The 21,708-nt window shown below is 67.3% G+C and carries 18 protein-coding genes and 1 pseudogene; 9 read left to right on the top strand and 10 right to left on the bottom strand.

What is annotated here, in order from left to right; translation table 11 throughout:
- Window position 1: 1 nt before the first annotated feature.
- The 9 genes from FHP25_RS33500 to FHP25_RS33460 form a co-directional block, all read right to left on the bottom strand.
- Window positions 2-826: an enoyl-CoA hydratase-related protein gene (locus tag FHP25_RS33500; protein ID WP_269434419.1), complete on the bottom strand. Its 825-nt coding sequence runs from the start codon at window positions 824-826 to the stop codon at window positions 2-4.
- A 16-nt stretch (window positions 827-842) separates the two neighbouring features.
- Window positions 843-1,823 carry a tripartite tricarboxylate transporter substrate-binding protein gene (locus FHP25_RS33495; protein ID WP_147851348.1) on the bottom strand — a complete coding sequence of 327 codons (981 nt, stop codon included), beginning with the start codon at window positions 1,821-1,823 and terminating at the stop codon, window positions 843-845.
- A gap of 93 nt (window positions 1,824-1,916) precedes the next feature.
- Window positions 1,917-2,705 (bottom strand): cobalamin-binding protein, encoded by a 789-nt coding sequence (locus FHP25_RS33490; protein WP_147851347.1) that lies wholly within the window; start codon window positions 2,703-2,705, stop codon window positions 1,917-1,919.
- 6 nt (window positions 2,706-2,711) lie between these two features.
- On the bottom strand, window positions 2,712-4,952 hold the full coding sequence (locus FHP25_RS33485) for a mechanosensitive ion channel family protein (protein ID WP_178133976.1): 2,241 nt from the start codon (window positions 4,950-4,952) through the stop codon (window positions 2,712-2,714).
- Between the two features lie 74 nt (window positions 4,953-5,026).
- Window positions 5,027-6,541: a 3-hydroxyacyl-CoA dehydrogenase gene (locus tag FHP25_RS33480; protein WP_147851345.1), complete on the bottom strand. Its 1,515-nt coding sequence runs from the start codon at window positions 6,539-6,541 to the stop codon at window positions 5,027-5,029.
- 122 nt (window positions 6,542-6,663) lie between these two features.
- Window positions 6,664-7,365, bottom strand: a complete 702-nt coding sequence (locus FHP25_RS33475) for an ABC-type transport auxiliary lipoprotein family protein (RefSeq protein ID WP_147851344.1) — start codon at window positions 7,363-7,365, stop codon at window positions 6,664-6,666.
- Window positions 7,362-8,402, bottom strand: a complete 1,041-nt coding sequence (locus tag FHP25_RS33470) for an MlaD family protein (protein ID WP_178133975.1) — start codon at window positions 8,400-8,402, stop codon at window positions 7,362-7,364. The genes FHP25_RS33475 and FHP25_RS33470 overlap by 4 nt, the downstream gene beginning before the upstream one ends.
- Window positions 8,403-8,421: 19 nt before the next feature.
- Complete coding sequence (locus tag FHP25_RS33465) at window positions 8,422-9,243, bottom strand: ABC transporter ATP-binding protein (RefSeq protein ID WP_147851342.1); 822 nt, start codon at window positions 9,241-9,243, stop codon at window positions 8,422-8,424.
- Window position 9,244: 1 nt separating this feature from the next.
- Entirely contained in the window at window positions 9,245-10,378 is a 1,134-nt protein-coding gene (locus FHP25_RS33460) for an MlaE family ABC transporter permease (RefSeq protein ID WP_147851341.1), read from the bottom strand.
- Window positions 10,379-10,505: 127 nt separating this feature from the next.
- On the opposite strand from FHP25_RS33460, the gene FHP25_RS33455 reads away from it, so the two are divergent.
- The 9 genes from FHP25_RS33455 to hemA all read left to right on the top strand — a co-directional run bounded on the left by FHP25_RS33455 (window position 10,506) and on the right by hemA (window position 20,283).
- Complete coding sequence (locus FHP25_RS33455; RefSeq protein WP_147851340.1) at window positions 10,506-11,336, top strand: polyphosphate kinase 2 family protein; 831 nt, start codon at window positions 10,506-10,508, stop codon at window positions 11,334-11,336.
- Between the two features lie 31 nt (window positions 11,337-11,367).
- A complete protein-coding gene (locus tag FHP25_RS33450) occupies window positions 11,368-12,606 on the top strand; it encodes an MFS transporter (RefSeq protein ID WP_147851339.1) in 1,239 nt (412 codons plus the stop codon).
- A gap of 10 nt (window positions 12,607-12,616) precedes the next feature.
- On the top strand, window positions 12,617-12,946 hold the full coding sequence (locus FHP25_RS33445) for a DHCW motif cupin fold protein (protein WP_147851338.1): 330 nt from the start codon (window positions 12,617-12,619) through the stop codon (window positions 12,944-12,946).
- A 153-nt stretch (window positions 12,947-13,099) separates the two neighbouring features.
- Entirely contained in the window at window positions 13,100-14,434 is a 1,335-nt protein-coding gene (locus FHP25_RS33440) for an ABC transporter substrate-binding protein (protein ID WP_147851337.1), read from the top strand.
- Window positions 14,435-14,607: 173 nt separating this feature from the next.
- A complete protein-coding gene (locus FHP25_RS33435; RefSeq protein WP_218578796.1) occupies window positions 14,608-15,930 on the top strand; it encodes an ABC transporter substrate-binding protein in 1,323 nt (440 codons plus the stop codon).
- A 112-nt stretch (window positions 15,931-16,042) separates the two neighbouring features.
- Complete coding sequence (locus FHP25_RS33430) at window positions 16,043-16,975, top strand: carbohydrate ABC transporter permease (RefSeq protein WP_147851336.1); 933 nt, start codon at window positions 16,043-16,045, stop codon at window positions 16,973-16,975.
- A 3-nt stretch (window positions 16,976-16,978) separates the two neighbouring features.
- Window positions 16,979-17,830 carry a carbohydrate ABC transporter permease gene (locus tag FHP25_RS33425; protein ID WP_147851335.1) on the top strand — a complete coding sequence of 284 codons (852 nt, stop codon included), beginning with the start codon at window positions 16,979-16,981 and terminating at the stop codon, window positions 17,828-17,830.
- A 7-nt stretch (window positions 17,831-17,837) separates the two neighbouring features.
- The gene (locus FHP25_RS33420) at window positions 17,838-18,929 is read left to right on the top strand and encodes an ABC transporter ATP-binding protein (protein ID WP_147851334.1); all 1,092 of its coding nucleotides are present in this window, start codon (window positions 17,838-17,840) and stop codon (window positions 18,927-18,929) included.
- Between the two features lie 127 nt (window positions 18,930-19,056).
- The gene (hemA, locus tag FHP25_RS33415) at window positions 19,057-20,283 is read left to right on the top strand and encodes a 5-aminolevulinate synthase (RefSeq protein WP_147851333.1); all 1,227 of its coding nucleotides are present in this window, start codon (window positions 19,057-19,059) and stop codon (window positions 20,281-20,283) included.
- A 163-nt stretch (window positions 20,284-20,446) separates the two neighbouring features.
- Here the strand turns inward: hemA and FHP25_RS33410 are convergent.
- Window positions 20,447-21,581 (bottom strand): annotated as a pseudogene (locus FHP25_RS33410) (inorganic phosphate transporter); the annotation flags it as partial.
- Window positions 21,582-21,708: the final 127 nt, after the last annotated feature.

The following is a 21,708-nucleotide window of genomic DNA, read 5'->3' as shown; positions in this document are numbered from 1 at the left end:
GCTACCACCACGGATAGGGCGGCGGCAGGTCACGGCTGGGCCGCCCCGGAAAGCGCGGAGGACGCTTCTCCAGGAAGGCCGCGATCCCCTCCTTCGCCTCCGGCGAGGTCGCCAGCGCCCGGTTCAAGGTCGCGTCGACGGCCAGCGCCGCGTCGGGGTGATCGGCCGCCGATGCGCGCCACAGGAGCTGGCGCGACAGGGCCGTGGCCACCGGCGAGGTGTTGTCGGCGATCTCGCGCGCGATCTCCTGGGCCCGCGCCAGCAGCCGATCGGGCGGCACGATCTCCGAGACCAGGCCGGCCTTGAGCGCCTCCTCGGCGCTCACCATCGCCCCGGCATAGATCCAACGCAGCGCCTGCGGCAGGCCCACGACCCGCGGCAGGAACCAGGCGCTGCCCGCCTCCGGCACCAGGCCGCGGCGTGTGAAGACGAAGCCAAAGCGCGCCGCATCGGTGGCGATCCGGATATCCATGGGCAGCGCCAGGGTGATGCCGACGCCCACGGCCGGGCCGTTGATCGCGGCGATCACCGGCTTCAGGCATTCGAAGATGCGCGTGACGAACCGGTCCTCCGGACCAGGGTCCGGCGATTCGCCGTCCTTGGCGAAGAAGCCGCTGTCCCGCGACATGTCGGCGCCGGCGCAGAAAGCGCGGCCGGCGCCGGTGACGATGACGACGCGGACGTCATCGTCGGTATCGGCGCGCCGGAAGGCGGCGACCAGCTCGCGTCCCATCTGCTGGTTGTAGGCATTGAGCTTGGCGGGCCGGTTCAGCGTGACGGTCATGACGCCGTTGCTGACCTCGGTGAGCGTGGCTGTGTCGGTCACGGCGGCGAACCTCCCTTCAGGTCGGCTTGTAGCCGATGGCGTCGATGATCTGCTTCCAGCGGCGCAGATCATGATCCATGCGCTCGGCGAACACGTCGGGAGCGCCGGGCTGCGGATCGAGCCCCAGGGTCACGAGGCGGTCGCGGACCACCGGATCGGCCACCACCGCGGCGATCTCGCGGCTCCAGGCGTCGATCAGCGGCTTCGGCGTTCGGGCCGGGGCAAAGAATGTGTACCAGCCTTCGATCAGGATATCCTTGTAGCCGATCTCCTGCGCCGTCGGGATCTCGGGCGCAGCCTGGGCCCGCGCGCCGCCTGCCGTCACCACGATCCGCAGCTTGCCGCCGCGATGGTGTTCCAGGAAGTCCGTGAGGCCGCCGCAGCCGGCGGCAATATGCCCGCCGCTCAGGTCGGCGACGAGCGGCGCCGCGCCGCGATACGGCACGGGCTCAAGCTTGACGCCCGCCGCATTGCCGAGCATCACGCCCACGAAATGCGTGAACGAGCCCAGCGCGGTTGTGCCGAAGTTGGCCTGGCCTGGATTGCGCTTCACCCATTCGACGTATTCGGGAAATGTGTTCACGCCCAAGGTCGGCGAAACCGCAAACGCCGTCTGCACGGTGCCGACCAGGCCCGTGGTCGCGAAATCCTTCTGCGGATCGAACCCGACCGAGTCGTTCGTCAACCGGGCCGCGAGGGTCGCGCTGGGCGTGAACATCACGACCGAGCCGTCGGCCGGCCCGTTCTTGAGCTGTTCCGCCGCGATCATGCCGCTGGCGCCTGTCTTGTTCTCGATGACGATGTTGGCACCCGTCCGTTGCCGCATCTTGTCAGCGATCAATCGGCCCATGACATCGGATCCGCCGCCGGCCGGAAAGCCGATCAGCATCCGCAATGTGCCGGTCGGCAGCGCCTGAGCCGATGCTGGACGCGCCGCTCCTGCCGACAAGGCGGCTGCGCCGGCAACAAAGCCGCGTCTGGTAACGCATGAACCCATTGCTTCCTCCTCCCCAACACTGCCCAGGCTTGCATAGTTGCTTGCCGGTAAACCAGCAAGTAGCAGTTTACGGGTACGAGGTATGTCCTATCCCTACCCTGTCAACGACGCGATGATCGCACGCAGCCGGTCGATGCCATCTGTCAGCGCCGCCGGGCCAGGCTGCAGGATGATCGGCGACTTGACCTCGTAAAGCGCCTGGCGCTGCACGGCGGGAATGGTGTCGAAGCCCGGCCGGGCGGTGATCCGCGCCGGCACGAACTTCTTGCCGCACCAGGAGCCGACGATCACGTCGGGCGCGCCGGCGACCACGTCGGCGGTGGCCACGATCCGCCCCGCCGCCCCCGGGGCCAGCGCACGGTCGGCGAAGATGTCGGTTCCGCCGGCGATGTCGATCAGCTGCGACACCCAGCGGATGCCGCAGATCATCGGCTCATCCCACTCCTCGAAGTAGACGCGCGGCCGGCGCGCCGCCGACGGCTGCGCCGCTCGCATCTCGTCCAGGCGACGCGCCAGGTCGTCGGCCAGCATCGCTGCGCGCGCCGCGCAGCCTACCAGCGCGCCCAGCATGCGGATCATCGCCAGGATGCCGTCGAGGTCGCGCTGGTTGAACGCATGCACCGCAACGCCGGCCTTCACCAGCTCGCGCACGATATCGGCCTGCAGGTCGGAGAAGGTCAGCACCAGATCGGGCCGCAGCGCCAGGATCTTCGGCACATCGGCGGAGATGAAGGCCGAGACGCGCGGCTTCTCGCGGCGCACCCGCGGCGGGCGCACGGCGTAGCCCGACACGCCGACGATGCGTCGTTCCTCGCCCAGGAGATAGAGCGTCTCGACGGTTTCCTCGGTGAGGCAGACGATGCGCTCGGGTGGATAGGGCATCGCTTGTCAGGCGCCGCCGCCTGCCGCTGCGGCGGTCTGTGCCGAAGACAGGGTGGTTGCCGCCGCGGCGCCACCCAGCGCCGGATCGACGGCGGCGCCGCCCAGCGACTGGACGCTGATGGTGGCCTGCGCGAACTCGATGCCCAGCGCCGGGAAGGCCTGGAACATGCGCTTCACCGCCTGGCGCTGGATATAGCTCGGCTTGATCGGCCGGCAGGTGAACTTGAAGCGCAGCACCAGCGCATTGTCGGCGATATCGGCGACGCCCTGCAGCTTCAGCGGCTGCAGCATGTCGCGCTTGAGCTCGGGCTCGGCCATCATCTCCAGGCCGATCTTCTTGACCGCCCTGCGCACCTTCTCCAAATCGGTGTTGCGCGCGAAGCGCAGGTTGAACTTCACCGTCGTCCAGTCGCGGCTGAAGTTGGTGATCTGGCCGAGCTGGCCGAACGGAATGGTGTGCACCTGCCCGTTCTGGTGGCGCAGCCGGATCGAGCGCAGGGTGAAGCCTTCCACGGTGCCCTTGGCCTTGCCGGCATCGAGATACTCGCCGACGCGGAAAGCGTCGTCGGCCAGGTAGAAGATCCCCGACACGATATCTCGCACCAGCGTCTGGCTGCCGAACGAGATCGCCAGGCCCACCACCGAGGCGCCGGCGATCAGGGGCGCGATGTTCACCCCCAGCTCCGACAGCACGATCAGGACCGTGAGCACCACGATGATGACGGCCATCGCCACCCGCATCACCGGCAGCAAGGTGCGCAGGCGCGACACGTTGCTGGGCACCGTGCCCTCCCCCAAGTCCTCCGGGTCGCCGCCCGGCAGCAGGACCGGGTTGCGCACGGCGTAGCGCTGGGCCAGGAACTTCACGAGCTCCCAGGCCACGAAGGCAAGGAAGAGGGTCGCGCCAGCGGTGACGCCCGAGCGGGCGACGCGCCACAGATCCTGCGGACGCACCAGCGCCAGAACCTCGACCACCCAGGTCTCGGCCACGATCAGCAGCGCCACGATGCGCACAAGCACACGCATGCAGCGGGCGGCGACATCGACAAACCGGGGCTCGGCGACCCCGGCCTCGTCCGTCGCCGCCGGCTGCGCCAGCCGGCGCGTCGCGTAGTCGAACAGGGTCTCGAGCAGCACCAGGCCGACGATGATCGCCAGCGTGCGGATCACCGCCGCCGATACCTCGAAATGCGCGAAGATCACCTCGTAGAGATGCGCCGCCGCGATGCCGAGGAAAAGGATCAGGGCGAAGATGATCCAGCGTCGTGCCAGGGCAGCGCGGATATGGTCGCCGGCGTGGTGCTGATGCTCGACCATGGCCACGAACCAGCGGGCGATCGCCTCGCGCGTGTACCAGGCCGCCGCGACATAGACGACGGTGACGAAGATGTTGCTGGCGACCGCCGCCGCCGCCATCACGTCCGGCGCGGTGCCGTAGCCGTGCAGGAACAGGTTCCAGGAACGCACTGCCGCCATGATCGCGGTGACCATCGACAGCGTATGATAGATGCGGCGCGCGTCGGCATCGTTCACCGGCACGATGCGCGCGACCGGCAGGTCGGTGCGGAACCACAGTCGGAAGATCAGGACATAGGAGCGCCAGGCGACAAGGCCGTAGAGGACGAGCGTCGCCAGCCGCGCCTGCGTGTCCTCGCCCGCGAACCACCAGCCGCCGACGGCGCGCGCCACCACCGCCAGCACCAGGATCGGCACGGTGTCGACCGCCGCCAATCCCAGCAGGCGCCACGGGCCGGGTGCCGCGTCATGGCCGTGCAAAACGCCCCGGCGCGCCCGCGCCAGCGCGTAGCGTGTCGCGAGCTCGGCTGCCAGGCCGAGCGCCACGGCCAGCGCCAGCAATAGAAGGAAAGCCCCCGGCCCGGTACCGCCGGTCGGCCGCCGGTCGAGGCGGCCGATCATCTCGCCGCTGTGGCGGATCAGCTCAGGGAACGCTGCGCTGACGGCCCGCACCCGGTCGGCCATCACGCGCGATTCGTCGCGGAACCTGTCGTCATCGTCGGACGCCGTCGAGGTCGCCCCGCCGGAAGGCGCCGGCTTGGCCGGAAGCGTGCCCTGCTCGCTCAGCTTCTTGACGACGGCGGCGCTGATCGCCTCGACCAGGGCGTCGAACTGCTGCTGCGTCATTCCAGGCGGTGGCGCTGGCGGCGCCTGCTGCGCCGCCAGCCGGAGGCTGCCGCCGGCCGCCATTGCCATCAGCAGGCCCAACGCCAGCACCAGCGATCTCAGCATCGTCTCCCAGCGCATCCGGATCCCCAGGTGACGCCACAGAGTAGCACCAAATGCGCCCCCGGAAAGAAGATGCCCTATTCCACCGTCGTCGCGCTCAGCCCCAGCAGCGCGCGACGGCGCAGCCACTGGCTGGGCCGGTAGCGGTCATCGCCGGTGATCGCCTGCAGGCGCTCCAGGATCGCGTGCGTCTCCTTCACGCCCATCGCGTCAGCCATCGCCAGCGGTCCCTGCGGGTAGTTCAGGCCCAGGGTCATCGCGGTATCGACGTCGGCCGGCGAGGCGATGCCGATCTGCGCCATCTCGCAGCCGAGATTGGCGATCATACTGCGCATGCACTGCAAGATGAAGCCGGGGCTGTCCTTGATGGCCGTGACCCGGCTGCCGGCCTTGGCCAGCGCCGCCGCCACGGCGTCACGCGCCGCCCCATCGCCGCCCGGCGCCATCATGATGGTGGCCCGCTTCTCGACCGCGCCGGTCGGATCGATCGCGACCGTGCGCTTGGGGTCGAGGCCGAGGCTCACGCATGTGGTCGTGCAGTCGTCACCCAGCGGGGTGACCACGACCGGGCTTTGCCCATCGTCATGCGCGACGACGGACGTGCCGCTCGCCATCAGCAGCGCCATCACCTTTCCGGCGGCCTGGTCGGCGGCCACCACCTTCGCCGCCGGCGCCGCGCTCACCGCCAGGTCGGGCCCGGGGTCGACCTTGGTGCCGCGCGCATCGTAGTCATACCAGCCGCCGCCGGTCTTGCGGCCGAACCTGCCGGCCTGGAACAGGCCCTCATGGTAGGGACTGGGCGTCATCCGCCGGTCGTGGAAGAAGCCCTCGTAGATGATGCGGCGGGCCGGGAAGTTCACATCGATGCCGGTGAGGTCCATGAGCTCGAACGGCCCCATGCGGAAGCCGCCGGCATCGCGCATCACGGCGTCGATCTGCGAGGGCGTGGCGCGGCCTTCGGTGAAGATGCGCAAGCCCTCGGTGCCGATCGCCGTGCCGCCGAGATTGACCAGGAACCCCGGCGTGTCGCCGACCACGACGGGCACGCGGGTCTGCCGCTTGCCCAGCGCCACCATCGCGTCGACCACCCACGGCGCCGTGTCGGCGGCGCGGATGACCTCGACCAGCTTCATCAGCGGCACCGGGTTGAAATAGTGCATGCCGCAGACCCGGTCGCGCCGCTTCAGCGAGCGCGCGATCGCGGCGATGCGGATCGAGGAGGTGTTGGAGGCGATCACCGTGGCCTCGCCGACAACCGCCTCCAGCTCGGCGAACAGCTTCTGCTTGACCTCCAGGTTCTCGAACACGGCCTCGATCACGACATGGCAGCCGGCCAGCGCCGTGAGCCCATTGGCGACCTCGAGGTTTCCCTCGGCGGCGGCGCAGGCCTCGGCCGTCAGGCGTCCCTTGTCGACCAGGCCCTTCATGGTCGCGACGATGGCGTTCCTCGCCGCGGACGCGCCGTCCGGCGTCGCATCGTACATGACGGTGCGGATGCCGCCCTGCGCCGAGACCTGCGCGATGCCGCGCCCCATGGCGCCGGTGCCGACCACCCCCACGACGAGGTCCGGGCGCGAAATATCGAGGCTCATGCGCTGCTCCTGAATCGCCGTCCGCCCGCTGCGAACGGGCGCTGGCATGGCATGCGCCACGCCCAGGGTCAACGCCCACCACATGGCCTCAAGTAATGGGGACGACGCGCCGCGGCGCAGCCTCAGCTGCCGGGTTTGTCGCAGCCCGCGGTATCGTCCTCGCGCGTGCCACGGGCGGGCGGCGGCGTGCCGTCGGGCACCGGCTGCGGCGGCGGCACGCGCAGGGTCCACGACACCAGCGACTTGAGCACGCCGCCCAACGCTTCGTCGAAGGCCTGCACCACCGGCGCCACCTGATCCGAGGCAGCGCGCACGCATCGCTCGAAGCCGCGGGTGGCGATGATCTGCCGGTCGGACTGGCGCACGATGCGACCCACGATGCGGACACGCGCGGTCGGCGGCTTGCCGTGGAAGTACTCTGCCTGGAATTCGCGCAATTCGGTCTGCAGCACGTAGGTCGGCCGCACCGCGAGAGGATCGCGGCCCACCCCGACGATGCGGTGGGTGTTCTCCAGCGATTCGACGATCAGCGTCTGCACCATCAAAGGTGCCCGGTCGGCCCAGGCCGACTTGGCATAGTAGTCGGCCGAGGTCGGTGTCATCGCCAGGGCGATGCGCGACGTGTTGATGTAGGCCGCCGCCGTCGGCGGCTCGACGACGATCTGCCATGACACCCGCGGCAGCGACGCATCGAACGTGCTCTTGGGGGTCAGGGTGTAGAGGTTCGGCGGGTCCTCGCCCGCCGACAGGACAGCGCATGCCGCCAGCAGGGCGCCGGCCATGGCCGTGATAAGGGCGCTGCGCGCCCGCGTCACCATCGTCATCGCGGCTGATATCCCTGCCGGCTGCCGCCGAGCAGATAGCCGGCCGGATCACGGTCGAGCCGGCTCGAGATCGCATTGAGGTTGGCCACCAGCGTGCGCAGCTCGCGGATCGCGACGCTGAGCTCCGACAGCCCGCCTTCCGAGAACTGACGGACCGCGCCGCGGTTCTCGCTGACGGTACGATTGAGATTGCCGGCCGCGGAATTGACGTTGGCCAGCGCGTCGCGCAGTTGGGTCATTGCCTGCTTCAGCTCGCTTGGTGTGCGTCCGGCCAGCATCTTGCGTGTCGCCTCGTCCTGGGGTCCCAGCTCGGCGAGCATCAGGTCGAGCCGCTCGCTGGCCGAGCCGAACTTGTCCAGCATCTTGCGCAGGTCGGCCAGTGTTTCAGGCAGATCGTTGACCGTCTTGGAGAATGCGGGTTCCGTCTTCGCCAGCATGGCGGAAATATCCGCCAGATTGACGAGGATCTGGTTGAACGCCTTGACCGTTTCGGGGCTGAGGGCATCGTTGATGCGGTCGGCGATCTGGCCGGCCTTGGCGATCAGCTCCTGGGCGCTCGTCGTGGTGGTCTGGAAGAAGGACGAGCCTTCGAGGATTTCCGGGTAGGGAGCATGGCCAAGCGCCTTCTTGGGCTTGATCTCGTCGCTTTCCTCGGGCCGGGCGATGATCTGGATGAAGGCGGCGCCGGTCACGAGCGGCCGCTCCAGCACCGCCCGGGAGCGTTCCCGGATATCGATCGTCGAATCGACGGCGATCACGACGGCGATCCGCTCGATCGGCCGGGGTGTGCCGCCGCGGCGCGGCGCTTCGGTGCGGGTGCGCAGCGAGATCGAGTACACCCGCCCGACACGGATGCCGCGATAGAAGACCGGTGAATCATTGGTCAGGCCCTGGACCTCGCCGGAGAAGAAGATCTCATAAGCCGCCTGCTCCTTCTCGCCGCCGGCGCGCAGCTTCCAGATGATGAAGACCGTCATCGCCGCCACGAACACCAGGACGGCGGCGCCAACCAGCACGTAAGGGGACCGGTTTTCCATACGCTCTCCTTGCCGGTTCCTAGCGAATGCCCGCTGCCCTGGCCCGCGGTCCATGGAAGTACTCTTTCGTCCATGGATGGTCGTAGGCGAGCAGCTCTTCCATCGTACCGGCCACGATGCGCTTGTCGAGCAGCACCGCGACCCGGTCGCAGATGGCGTTCAGGCTGTCGAGGTCGTGCGTCACCATAACCACCGTCAACCCCAGGGTCCGCTGCAGGTCGCGCAGCAGGCTGTCGAAGTTGGAGGCGCTGATGGGATCGAGGCCGGCCGTCGGCTCGTCGAGGAACAGCAGCTCGGCATCCAGCGCCAGCGCGCGGGCCAGGCCGGCACGCTTCTTCATGCCGCCGGACAGCTCGGACGGCTTCTTGGCGCAGGCGCCAGGCGGCAAGCCGACCAGCGAAATTTTCAGCGCGGCAATGTCGTCCAGCGCTGCCTCGGGCACGCGCGCATGCTCGCGCAGGGGCAGCTCGATGTTCTCGATCACGCTCAAGGAGGAGAACAACGCACCGTCCTGGAAGAGCACACCCCACCGGGTCTGCACGTGGCTGCGCTCATCGGCGGTGAGATGGCCCATATCCTCGCCAAAGACCTCGATGCGCCCCTCCCGCCACGGGTTCAGACCGACAATGGTGCGCAACAGCACCGACTTGCCCGAGCCCGAGCCGCCGACCAGCCCGACAATCTCGCCGCGGAACACGTCGAAATCGAGGCGGTCATGCAGTACGTTTGCACCAAACTGGTTGCGCAGTCCGCGGATCGAGATCACGCGCTCGCGTCCCTGCGAGTGGTCGTTGATCTGCCCGCCCTCGACCAGCGGCGGCAGGGTGGCCGCGTCGTTCATCTCAGACACCCGCGACCAGGAAGATGATCGAGAACAGCGCGTCCAGCACCACGACGAAGAAGATGGCCTCGACCACCGATTTCGTCGTCTGCCGCCCCACGCTGTCGGCCGAGCCCTTGACCTGCAGGCCCTCGTAGCAGCCGACAGCCGCGATCACGAAGGCGAACACCGGCGCTTTGATCATGCCGGTCCAGAAGTGCCAGATATACACGGTGTCCCGCAGGCGGTCGAAAAATTGCACCAGGGTGAAGTCCAGGTAGATCATACAGGCCAGCGCGCCGCCGAGCAGCCCCATCATGTTGCCGAAGAACACCAGCAACGGCATCGAGAGGGTCAGGGCGATGATGCGCGGCACCACCAGCCACTCGATCGGGTTCAACGCCATGGTACGCATGGCGTCGAGCTCGAGGTTGACCTGCATGGTCCCGATCTGCGCCGTGAAGGCGCTGCCGGACCGCCCGGCGACGATGATAGCGGTCAGCAGCACGCCCAGCTCGCGCAGCACGGAGATGCTCACCGCCTCGACGGTGAAGGTCTCGGCGCCAAACGCCTTGAGCTGCTCGACGCCCTGGTAGGCGACCACCACGCCGATCAGGAAGGTGAGCACGCCGACGATCGGCATGGCAAGGATCCAGACCTCGTGCATCTGGGCCACGACCGACGACATCCGGAAGCGCCGCGGCCGGCGGATCGCGCCGGCCAGCACCACCAGCACCTCGCCGAAGAATGCGAGCAGGCGGGCCGTCTGCTCGAAGAATTCCATCACCGTCTCGCCCAGCTCGTAGAGCCAGTGGGCCAGCCACCCCATCCGCTGCGGCTTGACCACGCCCGCGGCGATCCCCTTGGTCACCAGCTCGATCAGGGCCAGGTGCTCCGGCTTGCCGCCCTCCACGTCGGCGTCGGGAAAGAGCTTTTGCAGCCGCACGATCTCGAGCGCGCCGGCGGTGTCCAGCTTGTGGATACCGGCGATGTCGATGGCCGCCACATTGCGCCGGCCCTTGGCCGGGTCCTCGATGTGGCGCAGCTCGGCGACCGCGAACACGGTCCACGTGCCACCGGCCTCGAGGACCACTCTGCCGGCCTGGTCGACCGGCCGCAGCCAGGTTTCACCCGCATCTGAAGCGATATCCGTCATCGGGCACGATTGGAGGCAAGCGGCGCCTGCATGTCAACGCGGCTTGCAGGCGCTGCGCCATGCAACGGTGATTAAAGGTTGCATCACTGCGCCGCGGCTGCGCAGACTTGGGTGCGCGGAGGATGTGATGGGCAAGTGGAAGAAGCTCGACAAGATGGACCTCGCCGACGGCCTGGACGAGGATACCTACGAGGAGCGGCTGCACCAGCTGCAGTTCCAGCTGCTGCGCATCCAGCAATGGTTGGCGCAGACGGGCGGCCGGGCGATCGTCGCGATCGAGGGCTGGGACGCCGCCGGCAAGGGCGGCCTGATCAAGCGGATGACCGAGCGGCTCGATCCGCGCCCCCTGCATGTGTGGCAGATCGCGGCGCCAAGCCTGGAGGAACAAGGCAAGCACTACCTCTATCGCTTCTGGCAGAAGCTGCCCGAATCAGGCGCGATCGCGATCTTCGACCGTACCTGGTATGGCCGTGTGCTGGTCGAGCGCATCGAGGGCTACGCGCCCAAGGAAGCCTGGCGACGGGCGTATGACGAGATCAACGAGTTCGAGCGGCTCCTGACCGATGACGGCGTGCGGATGGTGAAGCTGTTGCTGCATATCAGCACCAAGGAGCAGCGCAAGCGAATCATCGGCCGCCTGGATGCCCCGGAGAAGCGCTTCAAGGTGACGATGGAAGATTTCCGCAACATGCAGAAGCGGGCCGAGTACCTCGAGGCCTTCGACGACATGCTGGAGCGCACGGATACAGATCATGCCCCCTGGGCCGTGATCGCGACCGACAGCAAGCGGCGAGCCCGGATCGAGGGCATCGACGTCGTCGCCAAGGCCTTGGCCAAGGGCGCCGATCTGGTGCCGCCGGCGCTCGATCCGGAAGTGGCGCGCGCCGCGATGGAGCAGCTCGGCTGGGATCCGGCGGCGCCCAGGCGGGACCCCGCCAACAACACGAACGACGAGTGACGGCGGACGGCGCGACGCATCGGGCACCGCAATGAAGGATCGCGCGTTCTACGGCTGGTGGGTGGTCGCCGGCACGTTCGCCGTCCTGTGCGTCGGCTTCGGGGTCGCCTACTGCTTCGCGGCCTTCTTCCTGCCGTTGCAAGCGGAGTTCGGCGCACGGCGCGGTGACATCTCGCTGATCTTCGCGGTCGCCGGTGGCCTCTATTTCTCACTGGGCCTGCCCAGCGGCGCCATCGCCGACCGGGTCGGCCCGCGCTGGGTGGTGGCCGGCGGCATGGCGCTGGTCGCCCTGGGCGCCTTCGCCGCCAGCCAGGCGACAGCGCTGTGGCACGTCTATGTCGGCTATGGCGCCGGGGTCGGTATCGGCATCGGCCTTGCCTATGTGCCGTCGGTCGCCGCCGTGCAGCGCTGGTTCGCGCAGCAGCGCGGCCTGGCCACCGGCATCGCCGTCGCCGGCATCGGCGTCGGCACGATCCTGGCGCCGCCGCTGGCGCAAGCGCTGATCGACAACCTGGGCTGGCGCGCCGCTTATGTCTGGCTGGGGGTGATCACGCTGGCCACGGCGGTGTTCGCCGCCTTCACCCTGCTGCGCTCGCCCGAGCTGTACGGCCAGCACCCCGACGGCCGTGCCGGCGCCGCCACCGGCATGGCGGCCGCCAACAGCGGCGACAGCCTGGCGCAGGCGGCGCGCACCCTGCCCTTCTGGCTGCTGTTCGCGGCCTGCGCCGCCAATGCCTTCGGCCTGTTCATCCCCTACGTGCACCTGGTGCCCTACGTGCGCGACGCCGGCCTGAGCGAAGCCTACGGCGTGACGCTGATCGCGCTGCTGGGCATCGGCAGCACGGTCGGCCGCTTCGCCTTCGCCGGGCTGGCCCACCGCGTCGGCCGGCAGCGCGCCTACGCCGCCATGTTCCTGGGCACGGGCGCGGCGCAGCTGCTGTGGGCATCAACCACGGACGTGTGGCTGCTGGCCGTGTTCGCGACCCTGTTCGGCGCCTTCTATGGCGGCTTCGTCGCCATGGCGCCGTCGGTGATCGCCGACTATTTCGGGACCCGCGCGCTGGGCGCCATCCTGGGTGCGCAGTACGCCAGCGTCTCGGCCGGCGCGCTGCTGGGGCCGACGGCGGCCGGCTTCATGTTCGACTTCCTCGGCTCCTATGTCGGCACCATCGTGGCCGGCGCGGCGCTGGCGTTCGCCGGCGCCGGCTGCATTCTCGCTGCGCCGTCGCCGGCGACGTGGCGCGCCGCGCGTCCCCTTCCCGCTGCGTGAGGTCCTCGCCATGAAGATGTCCGCCATCCCCTTCGGCACCACCGATTGGTCGGCGATCGCGCCCACGGAGCATCCCGGCGAGACCGGCAAGGCCCTGTGGCGCACCTGCCAGTTCGGCGATATCCGCGTGCGCATGGTCGAGTACACGCCCGGCTACCTCGCCGACCACTGGTGCGAGAAAGGCCACATCCTGCTGTGCCTCGAAGGCGAGCTGCTGACCGAGCTCAAGGACGGCCGGGTGGCGGTGCTGCGGCCCGGGATGAGCTACCAGGTCGCCGACGGCGCCGAGCCGCATCGCTCGCGCTCGATCACCGGCGCGCGCCTGTTCATCGTCGATTGACAGACGCCAACCCTGCGTGTTGGCCCTGCCCAGCCGCCATCGCCGATGAACGGAATTCAATCGGAATTGCAAACAATACGTTTGTGTCGACCTGCAGCCCGCGGCCAACTCTGCCCGTCGAGAACGAAGCAAAAACACGACGGGAGGAAATCGATGAGGCGCATCACGCGACGTGAACTGCTTCAGGCAACGGGCGGCGGCGCTGCGGTCGCCAAGACCGGAGGCTTGGCCGCGATTCTTGCGACCGGACGGGCACCAGCCTACGCCCAGACGACCCAGATCCATTGGCTGAAGTGGAATGACTTCGTGCCAGCCGGCGACCAGCTCCTGCGCCGGCAGCTGCTGGGCGAGGCGGAGAAGGCCCTCGGGATCAAGATCAACCTGGAAACCATCGGTCTCAACGACCTGCAGGCGCGGGTGACGGCGGCGATCCAGTCACAGTCCGGCGCCGACATCACGATGGCATTCAACAACAATGCTCAGCTTTATGCCGAGAGCTGCGTCGATGTGAGCGACGTTTGCGAGGAGCTTGCCGCCAGCCAGGGTGGCTTCTACGACTTGGCGAAAGCCCAGTCACATGATGGCAGGAAGTGGGTGGCGGTGCCCTACTGCATCATCGGAGCCATGGTGGCCTATCGGAAGTCCTGGTTCGACGAAATCGGCGTGACCACGTTCCCGGAAACCTGGGAAGCCTATCGCGAGGCCGGCAGGAAGCTCAAGGCTCGCGGCCGTCCGATCGGCCAGTCGTTGGGCCACACTGTCGGCGATGCGCCGGCATTCTGCTATCCGTTGATGTGGTCGTTCGGCGGGCGCGAGGTCGAGGCCGATGGCAAGACCGTCAAGCTCAACAGCAAGGAGACGATTGAATCGGTGAAGTTCATGACCGCCTTCTGGAAGGAGGCGCACGACGAAGGCGGGCTCGCCTGGGATGACAGCAACAACAATCGTGCCTTCCTGTCAGGGACCATCAGCTCGACGCTGAATGGCGCCTCGATCTACATCGAGGCGCTGCGCAAGCCCGACCAGTACAAGACCGACTCTGGCGCGCAGATGAGGACGGACATCCTGCACGCGCCGTTGCCGAGAGGGGCTCACGGGCAATTCGGCGTCCATCCCTTTCAGAATCACATGGTCATGGGCTACTCGAAAAATCAGAAGGCGGCCAAGGAGTTCCTGCGCTGGTTCCATTCCCCCGCGGTCTATGAGAAATGGTTCGTTGTGCAAAAAGGGTTCGCGACCGGGCCGACCAGGAGCTGGGAAAATCACAAGGTCTGGGATGAAGATCCGGTCATGGCGCCCTACCGTGTCGCCGGCCGCCTAGGCCTGGTGTACGGACACGCCGGACCGGCCGGCCAGAAGGCGGCAGAGGTTCTGAGCAAGTACATTATCGTCGATATGTACGCCAAGGCGGTGCAGGGCATGAGTGCCGAGGACGCGGTCAAATGGGCGGAGGCCGAAGTGAAGAAGGTCTACGGCACCGGCGCGTAAATGGACCAACGACGGGCCACATCATCGCAGGCGTGTTGTAGTGGCGATCCCGGGCCGTTGCCGTCTGGTGAACCAGATTCATCAGGTATTGCAAAGAATACGTTTGTCGCCCTGCCAAGGGTAGCCAACCCTTGCCTCCGAAAAAGCAAGAACGTACAGGGAGGACAGGCATCATGCGGGTGACGCGTCGCAAGTTCCTGAGGGCCACGGGTGCGGGTACCGCGCTGGCGAAGACCGGCGGCATGGCAGCGATCCTGGCGAGCGGCCAGGCGCCGGCTTACGCCCAGACGCAGCAGGTGCATTGGCTGAAATGGAACGACTTCGTCCCGGCATCGGATGTCCTGCTGCGCAAGGAGATGCTGCCGGCTGCCGAAAAAGAGCTCGGCATGAAGATCAACCTCGAGACCGTGAACGGCAATGACCTGCAGCCGCGCGTGACGGCCGCGATCCAGGCCGGCGCCGGTCCCGACCTGATCATGGCCTTCAACAACCAGACTTATCTCTACGCCGACAGCGTCGTCGACATGACCGAGCTGGCCGAGGACCTGTCCAGCAAGGAAGGCGGGCTTTACAAGTACGCACGCTCGATCTGCAGCAACGGCAAGATGTTCATGGGCATGCCGTGGGCCGTGATCGGCGCCATGATCGCCTACCGCAAGTCCTGGCTCGACGAGGTCGGCGCCACGACGTTTCCGGACACCTGGGAGGCCTATCGCGACGTCGGCAAGAAGCTGAAGGCCAAGGGCCATCCGCTGGGCCAGACGCTGGGCCACACGTTTGGCGACGCGCCGACCTTCACATATCCCTATCTCTGGTCCTGGGGCGGCAAGGAGGTCGAGGCGGACGGCAAGACGGTCGTGATCAACAGCAAGGAGACCATCGAGTCGGTGAAGTTCATGGCCGGCTTCTGGAAGGACGCCTATGACGAAGGCGGCCTGGCCTGGGACGACACCAACAACAACCGGGCCTTCCTGTCGCAGACCATCGCCGCCACCCTCAACGGTGCTTCGATCTACATCGAGAGCCTGCGCAAGCCCGACCAGTACATCACCGAAAAAGGCACGCAGATGAACAAGGACATCCAGCACGCCCCCCTGCCCAAGGGGCCAGCCGGACAGTTCGGGTTCCATCTGCTGCAGTCGCACATGCTGATGAAGTACTCGAAGAACCAGGCGGCCGCGAAGCAGCTGCTGAAGTGGATCCATACCACCAGCAACTACGAGAAATGGTTCATCTCCCAGAAGGGCTTCGCCACCCCGTGCACGGCCGACTGGGAGAAGCACAAGGTGTGGAACGAGGATCCGGTGATGACGCCCTACAAGGTCGCCGGTCGCCTGGGCCAGGCGCCCGGCTTTGCCGGCCCGCCCAACGCCAAGGCCGCCGAGGCACTGTCGAAGTACATCATCACCGACATGTATGCCAAGGCGGTGCAGGGCACGCCCGCCGAAGAGGCTGTCAAGTGGGCCGAAGGCGAGCTCAAGAAGGTCTTTATCTGACAAGGCCGTGAAAGGTCGTGCTGGCTGATGGAAGCAGCGCGATTCACCAACAGGCCGGTGCGTCTACCGAGGTCGGATCGCGGCCTGAACGTGGCGAGTTCGAGAGCATGCCATGGCGACAATAGCAATCGCGGTCGATGACCGGCAGAAGAGACCTCGCCCGCGTACCCGCGTGCTGGAGGACGAGCGCTGGCTTGCCTTCGCGCTGCTGTTGCCAACGGCAGTGCTGCTCGGGCTGTTCATCGCCTACCCCTTCGTGAAGGGCGTGCTGCTGTCGCTCAGTGCCGACCGTGTCGGCGTGTCGGGCGGCTTCGTGGGCCTGGCGAACTTCGACAAGATCTGGAATGACAGCATCTTCCGCACGGCCGTGTGGAACACGTTCTGGTACACAGGCGTCACGACGGTCTTCAAGCTGTTCCTCGGACTGTGGCTGGCGCTGCTGCTGAACCGGCACTTCAAAGGCAAAGCCTATATCAGGGCCGCCATCCTCTTGCCCTTCATCATCCCAACGGTGCTGTCGACCTTTGCCTGGAAATGGATGTTCGACCCCACCTTCAGCGTCATCAACTGGGCGCTCTTCAAGCTCGGCCTGATCACGGGGCGCATCAACTGGCTGGGCGATCCGGACCTGGCGATGACCTCGATCATCATCGTCAACATCTGGCGCGGGGTCCCGTTCTTCGCCATCAGCCTGCTGGCCGGCCTGCAGACGATCAGCCCCGAGCTGCAGGAAGCCGCCGCCATCGACGGCGCCAAGCCCTGGAAGCGCTTCTGGTACGTGACCTGGCCGCTGCTGCTGCCGGTGACCATGGTCGTCGTGCTGTTCTCGGTGATCCAGACCTTCGCCGACTTCCAGCTGGTCTATGTCATGACCGGCGGCGGGCCGGCCAACGCCACGCACCTGTTCGCCACCTACGCCTACCAGATCGGCATCGGCACCGGGCTGCTGTCGGAGGGCGCGGCGATATCGCTGGCGATGTTCCCCTTCCTGCTGCTGATCGTGATCGTGCAGCTCCTCTACATCCGCCGTGTCGAGACCAGGTGATCCATGATCGAAGGTGCGCCCTGGCGGCGGTGGGTCTTCTTCTACATCCCGCTGACGCTGTTCGTGTTCGTGCTGCTGTTCCCGTTCTACTGGATGCTGATCACGACGTTCCGGCCCGACGGCGAGCTGTACCAGCCGTGGAACTCGCCGCGCTACCAGCCGTTCTGGACCAGCAACCCGACGCTCGAGCACATCAAGTACCTGTTCAACGAGACGCTGTTCGCCGACTGGCTGTGGAACACGATGTTCATCGCCGCGATCTCGACGGTGATCTCGCTGTTCTGCGGCGTCCTGGCCGGCTATGCGCTGTCGCGGCTCAACTTCCCCTTCGCCGGCAGCCTGGGCACCGGCATCTTCGTCACCTACCTGGTGCCCCAGACCCTGCTGTTCATCCCGCTGGCCGAGATCATCCGCAACTTCAAGCTCGGCGACACGCCGTGGTCGCTGATCCTCACCTATCCGACATTCCTGATCCCGTTCTGCACCTGGCTGATGATGGGCTATTTCAAGGCCGTGCCCCGGGAGCTCGAGGAGTGCGCCCGCATCGACGGCGCCTCGCGGGTGCAGGCGATGCTCTACATCATCATCCCGGTCGCGATCCCGGGCATCTTGTCGGCCGGCATCTTTGCCTTCACACTCTCGTGGAACGAGTTCATCTACGCGCTGGTGTTCCTGTCATCGCCCGGCGAGAAGACCGTGCCGGTCGGCGTCACCTCCGAGCTGATCCGGGGCGACGTCTTCTTCTGGGGACCGCTGATGGCTGGCGCGCTGCTGGGGTCGATCCCGGTCGCCATGGTCTATTCGTTCTTCGTTGAACACTACGTCTCCGGCCTGACCGGCTCGGTGAAAGGGTAGTCCGGCCATGGCCCAGGTCGTCATCCGGGATCTGAACAAGAAGTTCGACGAGGTCCACGCCGTCAAGAACGTGAACCTGCACATCAAGGACAAGGAGTTCATGGTCTTTGTCGGCCCGTCCGGCTGCGGCAAGACGACGACGCTGCGCATGGTGGCCGGCCTCGAGTCCATCACCTCGGGCGAGGTCCTGATCAACGACACGGTGGTCAACGAGCTGCCGCCGATGGATCGCGACATCGCGATGGTGTTCCAGAACTACGCGCTCTACCCGCATATGAGCGTCTACGACAACATGGCCTTCGGCCTGAAGATGCGGAAGTTCGAGCGGGCCGAGATCGCCAAGCGCGTGCAGGAGGCGGCCGACATCCTCGATATCGGCCAGCTGCTGAAGCGCAAGCCGCGCCAGCTCTCGGGCGGGCAGCGCCAGCGCGTCGCGCTGGGGCGCGCCATCGTGCGCCACCCGCAGGTGTTCCTGTTCGACGAGCCGCTCAGCAACCTCGACGCCAAGCTGCGCGTGCAGATGCGGGTCGAGCTCAAGAAGCTGCACAACCGGCTGGGCACGACGGCGATCTACGTCACCCACGACCAGGTCGAGGCCATGACCCTCGGCGACCGCGTGGTCGTGATGAAGGACGGCGTGGTGCAGCAGGTCGGCGCCCCCCTCGAGCTCTACAACCAGCCCGCCAACCGGTTCGTCGCCGGCTTCATCGGCTCCCCTGCGATGAACTTCGCCACGGTGTCGCTGGCCGAGCATGACGGCGCGGTCTGGGTCGAGGGCCCGGATTTCCGCATCCGCCCGCCCCAGTCCAGCGCCGGCCGGCTGCGCGGCCATGCCGGCCGGCAGGTCGTGCTCGGCATCCGGCCCGAGGATCTGCGGGTGGCCAACGGCAGCGACCCGGCCGATCTGGGCTTCGATGCCGTGGTCGAGGTCACCGAGCAGCTCGGCTCGGAGATCCTGCTGGACGTCAAGGCCGGCCCCGCCTCCATGGTGGCGAGCGTCGAGCCGACCGTGCCGGCCAAGGTCGGCGACCGGCTGCGCCTGGCCCTCAATCCCGACCGCCTGCACTTCTTCGATACCCAGACCGAAGCGGCGATCTGAGCCGCCGGGGCGCCTTGACGCAGATCAAGGCCCGATCCCATGGTGCGACGGAATTTGTCTGGCGGAACAGCGTTGTAGACGGTAGAGACCGCGTGCCATGGAAACACGCGGCGGCCGGGAGAGCGCCATGGGGTTTGATTACGAGCGGTTCTTCGCCGAGGCGCTGGGCGGCCTGCGTCGCGAGGGCCGGTATCGCGTCTTTGCCGATCTGGAGCGGCTGGCTGGCCGCTATCCGCTGGCCGTGTACCGCCCGCCCGTCGGCGCCCCCCGCGAGGTTGTGGTCTGGTGCAGCAACGACTACCTGGGCATGGGCAGCCATCCCGTGGTGCTCGAGGCGATGCGTGACGCGGTGGCGCTGCAGGGCGCCGGCGCCGGGGGCACCCGCAACATCTCGGGCACGAACCACCTGCATGTCGAGCTCGAGCGCGAGCTGGCGGCGCTGCACGGCAAGGACGCGGCCCTGGTCTTCACCTCGGGCTATGTCGCCAACGAGGCGACGCTGTCGACGCTCGCGACCCGTCTGCCCGGCTGCCTGATCTTCTCCGACGCGCTGAACCATGCCTCGATGATCGCCGGCATGCGCAACAGCCGTGCCGCCTGCCGCGTCTTCCAGCACAACGACGTGGCGCATCTGCGCGCGCTGCTGGCCGATGCCGACCCGGCGGCGCCCAAGATCATCGCCTTCGAGTCGGTGTATTCCATGGACGGCGACATCGGACCGATCGCCGACTTCTGCGACATCGCCGACGCCTTCGGCGCGCTCACCTATCTCGACGAAGTGCACGCCGTGGGCCTTTACGGCGCCGGCGGCGCCGGCGTCGCCGAGCGCGACGGCCTCATGCATCGCCTTGACGTCATCCAGGGCACCCTGGCCAAGGGCTTCGGCGTGGTCGGCGGCTACATCACCGGCTCGACCGCCCTTGTCGACTTCGTGCGCAGCAACGCCTCGGGCTTCATCTTCAGCTCGGCGATGCCACCCGCCATCGCCGCCGGCGCGCTTGCCAGCGTCCGCCACGTGCGCGCCCACCCCGAGCTGCGCACCCGGCACCAGGAGCGGGCCACCAGCCTGAAGCGCCGGTTGCTGGCGGCCGGCCTGCCGGTGATGCCCTCGCAGACCCATATCGTGCCGGTGTTCGTCGGCGACGCCGCCTTGTGCAAGCGCGCCAGTGACCTGCTGCTGGAGCGGCACCGCATCTACATCCAGCCGATCAACTACCCGACCGTGCCGCGCGGCGGCGAGCGGCTGCGGATCACGCCGTCGCCGATGCACGACGACGCCTTGATGGACGCGCTGGTCGTGGCGCTGCAGGACGTCTGGCAGGAGCTGGGCCTGACCCGACCGGCCGCGGCATAGGGAATGGCGCTACCCGGACCACGGGCATCCCGACCGCTTTCACTCGCCCCGGCTATCGGCGGAAGGTGAGCCGCAACTGTCATCCCGAGCGCAGCGAGGGATCTCCCGCAAATTGCGCACCCTGCACCTTGCCGCAGGAGATCCCTCGCTGCGATTTCGGGCGCTAGAACAGGTGCCGGAACAGGAAGTACAGGCCGCCGGCCAGCACGATGCCGGCCGGCAGCGTCAGCACCCAGGCCATCAGCAGGTTGCGCACGGTCGACCATTGCAGGCCCGACTTGTTCGCCGCCATGGTGCCGGCGACGCCCGACGACAGGACATGCGTCGTCGACACCGGCAGGCCGAACATGTCGGCCGCGCCGATCGTCGACATCGCGACCACCTCGGCTGACGCGCCCTGGGCGTAGGTCATGTGCGTCTTGCCGATCTTCTCGCCCACGGTGATCACGATGCGCCGCCACCCGACCATGGTGCCCAGGCCGAGTGCGATGGCGACCGCGACCTTGACCCAGGTCGGGATGAACTTCGTCGCCTCGTCGAGCGATTTGCGATAGGCGGCGACGTTCTTCGTCGTGTCCACGTCGAAGGCCGGCTGGCCGCTCTTCTGCATCAGCCGGATCGCCTCGGACGTCAGGTACATGTCGTTGCGCACGTTCTGCACCGCTTCCGCCGGAACGGCCCGCAGGCTGCCGTACTTGCCGACGTTGTCCGCGGCATCGCCCATCAGCCGGATCAGCGACGGAATGGTCGCCGGCGTCAGCTCATGCGAGCGCACATAGGCCGCCACGCCCTCGCGGTAGTCGGCCGGCGCTTCGGCACCCTTGGCGTAGGGCATCAGCGACTGCTGCGTCGCCTGCGAGATGGCCCGGAACTGCGTGACATGGCTATCCGGCACGGCCCGGTTCAGGGCATAGGCGGTCGGCACCGTGCCGATCAGGATCAACATGATCAGGCCCATGCCCTTCTGTCCGTCGTTCGAGCCGTGAGCGAAGCTCACGCCCGTGCAGGTCAGCACCAGGAGGCTGCGGATCCACCACGGGGGCGGCTGGTTGCCCTTGGGTTCCTGGTAGAGCTCGGCTCGGGCCGGCGCGCCACGACCTTCAGCGCCAGCAGCAGCAGGGCGGCAGCGAAGAAGCCGACGATCGGCGACAGCAGCAGCGACCAGCCGATGCTGGTCGCCTGGGCCCAGTCGACGCCGCTGGTGGCGCTGCCGCCGGCGCCATGAGCTGGTTCGCGACACCGACGCCGATCACCGACCCGATCAGGGTATGCGAGCTCGACGCCGGCAGGCCGAGATACTAGCAGCCTGTCGGACTTGAGCCGAGAGCTGGAATGAGATTCATTATCGAGGGTTGATATTGGCTCGAGCCAGCGTGGTTGTGATGAGTAATTTCCGCCAAGTTGATCGTCAGACCGATTTTTTGC

The sequence above is a fragment of the Vineibacter terrae genome (assembly GCF_008039615.1).
Classification (GTDB): Bacteria; Pseudomonadota; Alphaproteobacteria; order Reyranellales; family Reyranellaceae; genus Vineibacter; species Vineibacter terrae.
The sequence above is the reverse complement of the archived record's forward strand: the minus strand, read 5'-3'. Positions and strand labels throughout refer to the sequence as shown.

Excerpts from the sequence above, each read along its gene's own strand:
- FHP25_RS33425 (WP_147851335.1), top strand. The coding sequence starts at position 16,979 with ATGATCGAAGGTGCGCCCTGGCGGCGGTGGGTCTTCTTCTACATCCCG.
- FHP25_RS33440 (WP_147851337.1), top strand. The coding sequence starts at position 13,100 with ATGAGGCGCATCACGCGACGTGAACTGCTTCAGGCAACGGGCGGCGGC.
- FHP25_RS33495 (WP_147851348.1), bottom strand. The coding sequence starts at position 1,823 with ATGGGTTCATGCGTTACCAGACGCGGCTTTGTTGCCGGCGCAGCCGCC.
- hemA (WP_147851333.1), top strand. The coding sequence starts at position 19,057 with ATGGGGTTTGATTACGAGCGGTTCTTCGCCGAGGCGCTGGGCGGCCTG.
- FHP25_RS33455 (WP_147851340.1), top strand. The coding sequence starts at position 10,506 with ATGGGCAAGTGGAAGAAGCTCGACAAGATGGACCTCGCCGACGGCCTG.
- FHP25_RS33465 (WP_147851342.1), bottom strand. The coding sequence starts at position 9,243 with ATGAACGACGCGGCCACCCTGCCGCCGCTGGTCGAGGGCGGGCAGATC.
- FHP25_RS33485 (WP_178133976.1), bottom strand. The coding sequence starts at position 4,952 with ATGCTGAGATCGCTGGTGCTGGCGTTGGGCCTGCTGATGGCAATGGCG.
- FHP25_RS33445 (WP_147851338.1), top strand. The coding sequence starts at position 12,617 with ATGAAGATGTCCGCCATCCCCTTCGGCACCACCGATTGGTCGGCGATC.
- FHP25_RS33435 (WP_218578796.1), top strand. The coding sequence starts at position 14,608 with ATGCGGGTGACGCGTCGCAAGTTCCTGAGGGCCACGGGTGCGGGTACC.
- FHP25_RS33490 (WP_147851347.1), bottom strand. The coding sequence starts at position 2,705 with ATGCCCTATCCACCCGAGCGCATCGTCTGCCTCACCGAGGAAACCGTC.
- FHP25_RS33420 (WP_147851334.1), top strand. The coding sequence starts at position 17,838 with ATGGCCCAGGTCGTCATCCGGGATCTGAACAAGAAGTTCGACGAGGTC.
- FHP25_RS33450 (WP_147851339.1), top strand. The coding sequence starts at position 11,368 with ATGAAGGATCGCGCGTTCTACGGCTGGTGGGTGGTCGCCGGCACGTTC.
- FHP25_RS33470 (WP_178133975.1), bottom strand. The coding sequence starts at position 8,402 with ATGGAAAACCGGTCCCCTTACGTGCTGGTTGGCGCCGCCGTCCTGGTG.
- FHP25_RS33430 (WP_147851336.1), top strand. The coding sequence starts at position 16,043 with ATGGCGACAATAGCAATCGCGGTCGATGACCGGCAGAAGAGACCTCGC.
- FHP25_RS33475 (WP_147851344.1), bottom strand. The coding sequence starts at position 7,365 with ATGACGATGGTGACGCGGGCGCGCAGCGCCCTTATCACGGCCATGGCC.
- FHP25_RS33480 (WP_147851345.1), bottom strand. The coding sequence starts at position 6,541 with ATGAGCCTCGATATTTCGCGCCCGGACCTCGTCGTGGGGGTGGTCGGC.
- FHP25_RS33460 (WP_147851341.1), bottom strand. The coding sequence starts at position 10,378 with ATGACGGATATCGCTTCAGATGCGGGTGAAACCTGGCTGCGGCCGGTC.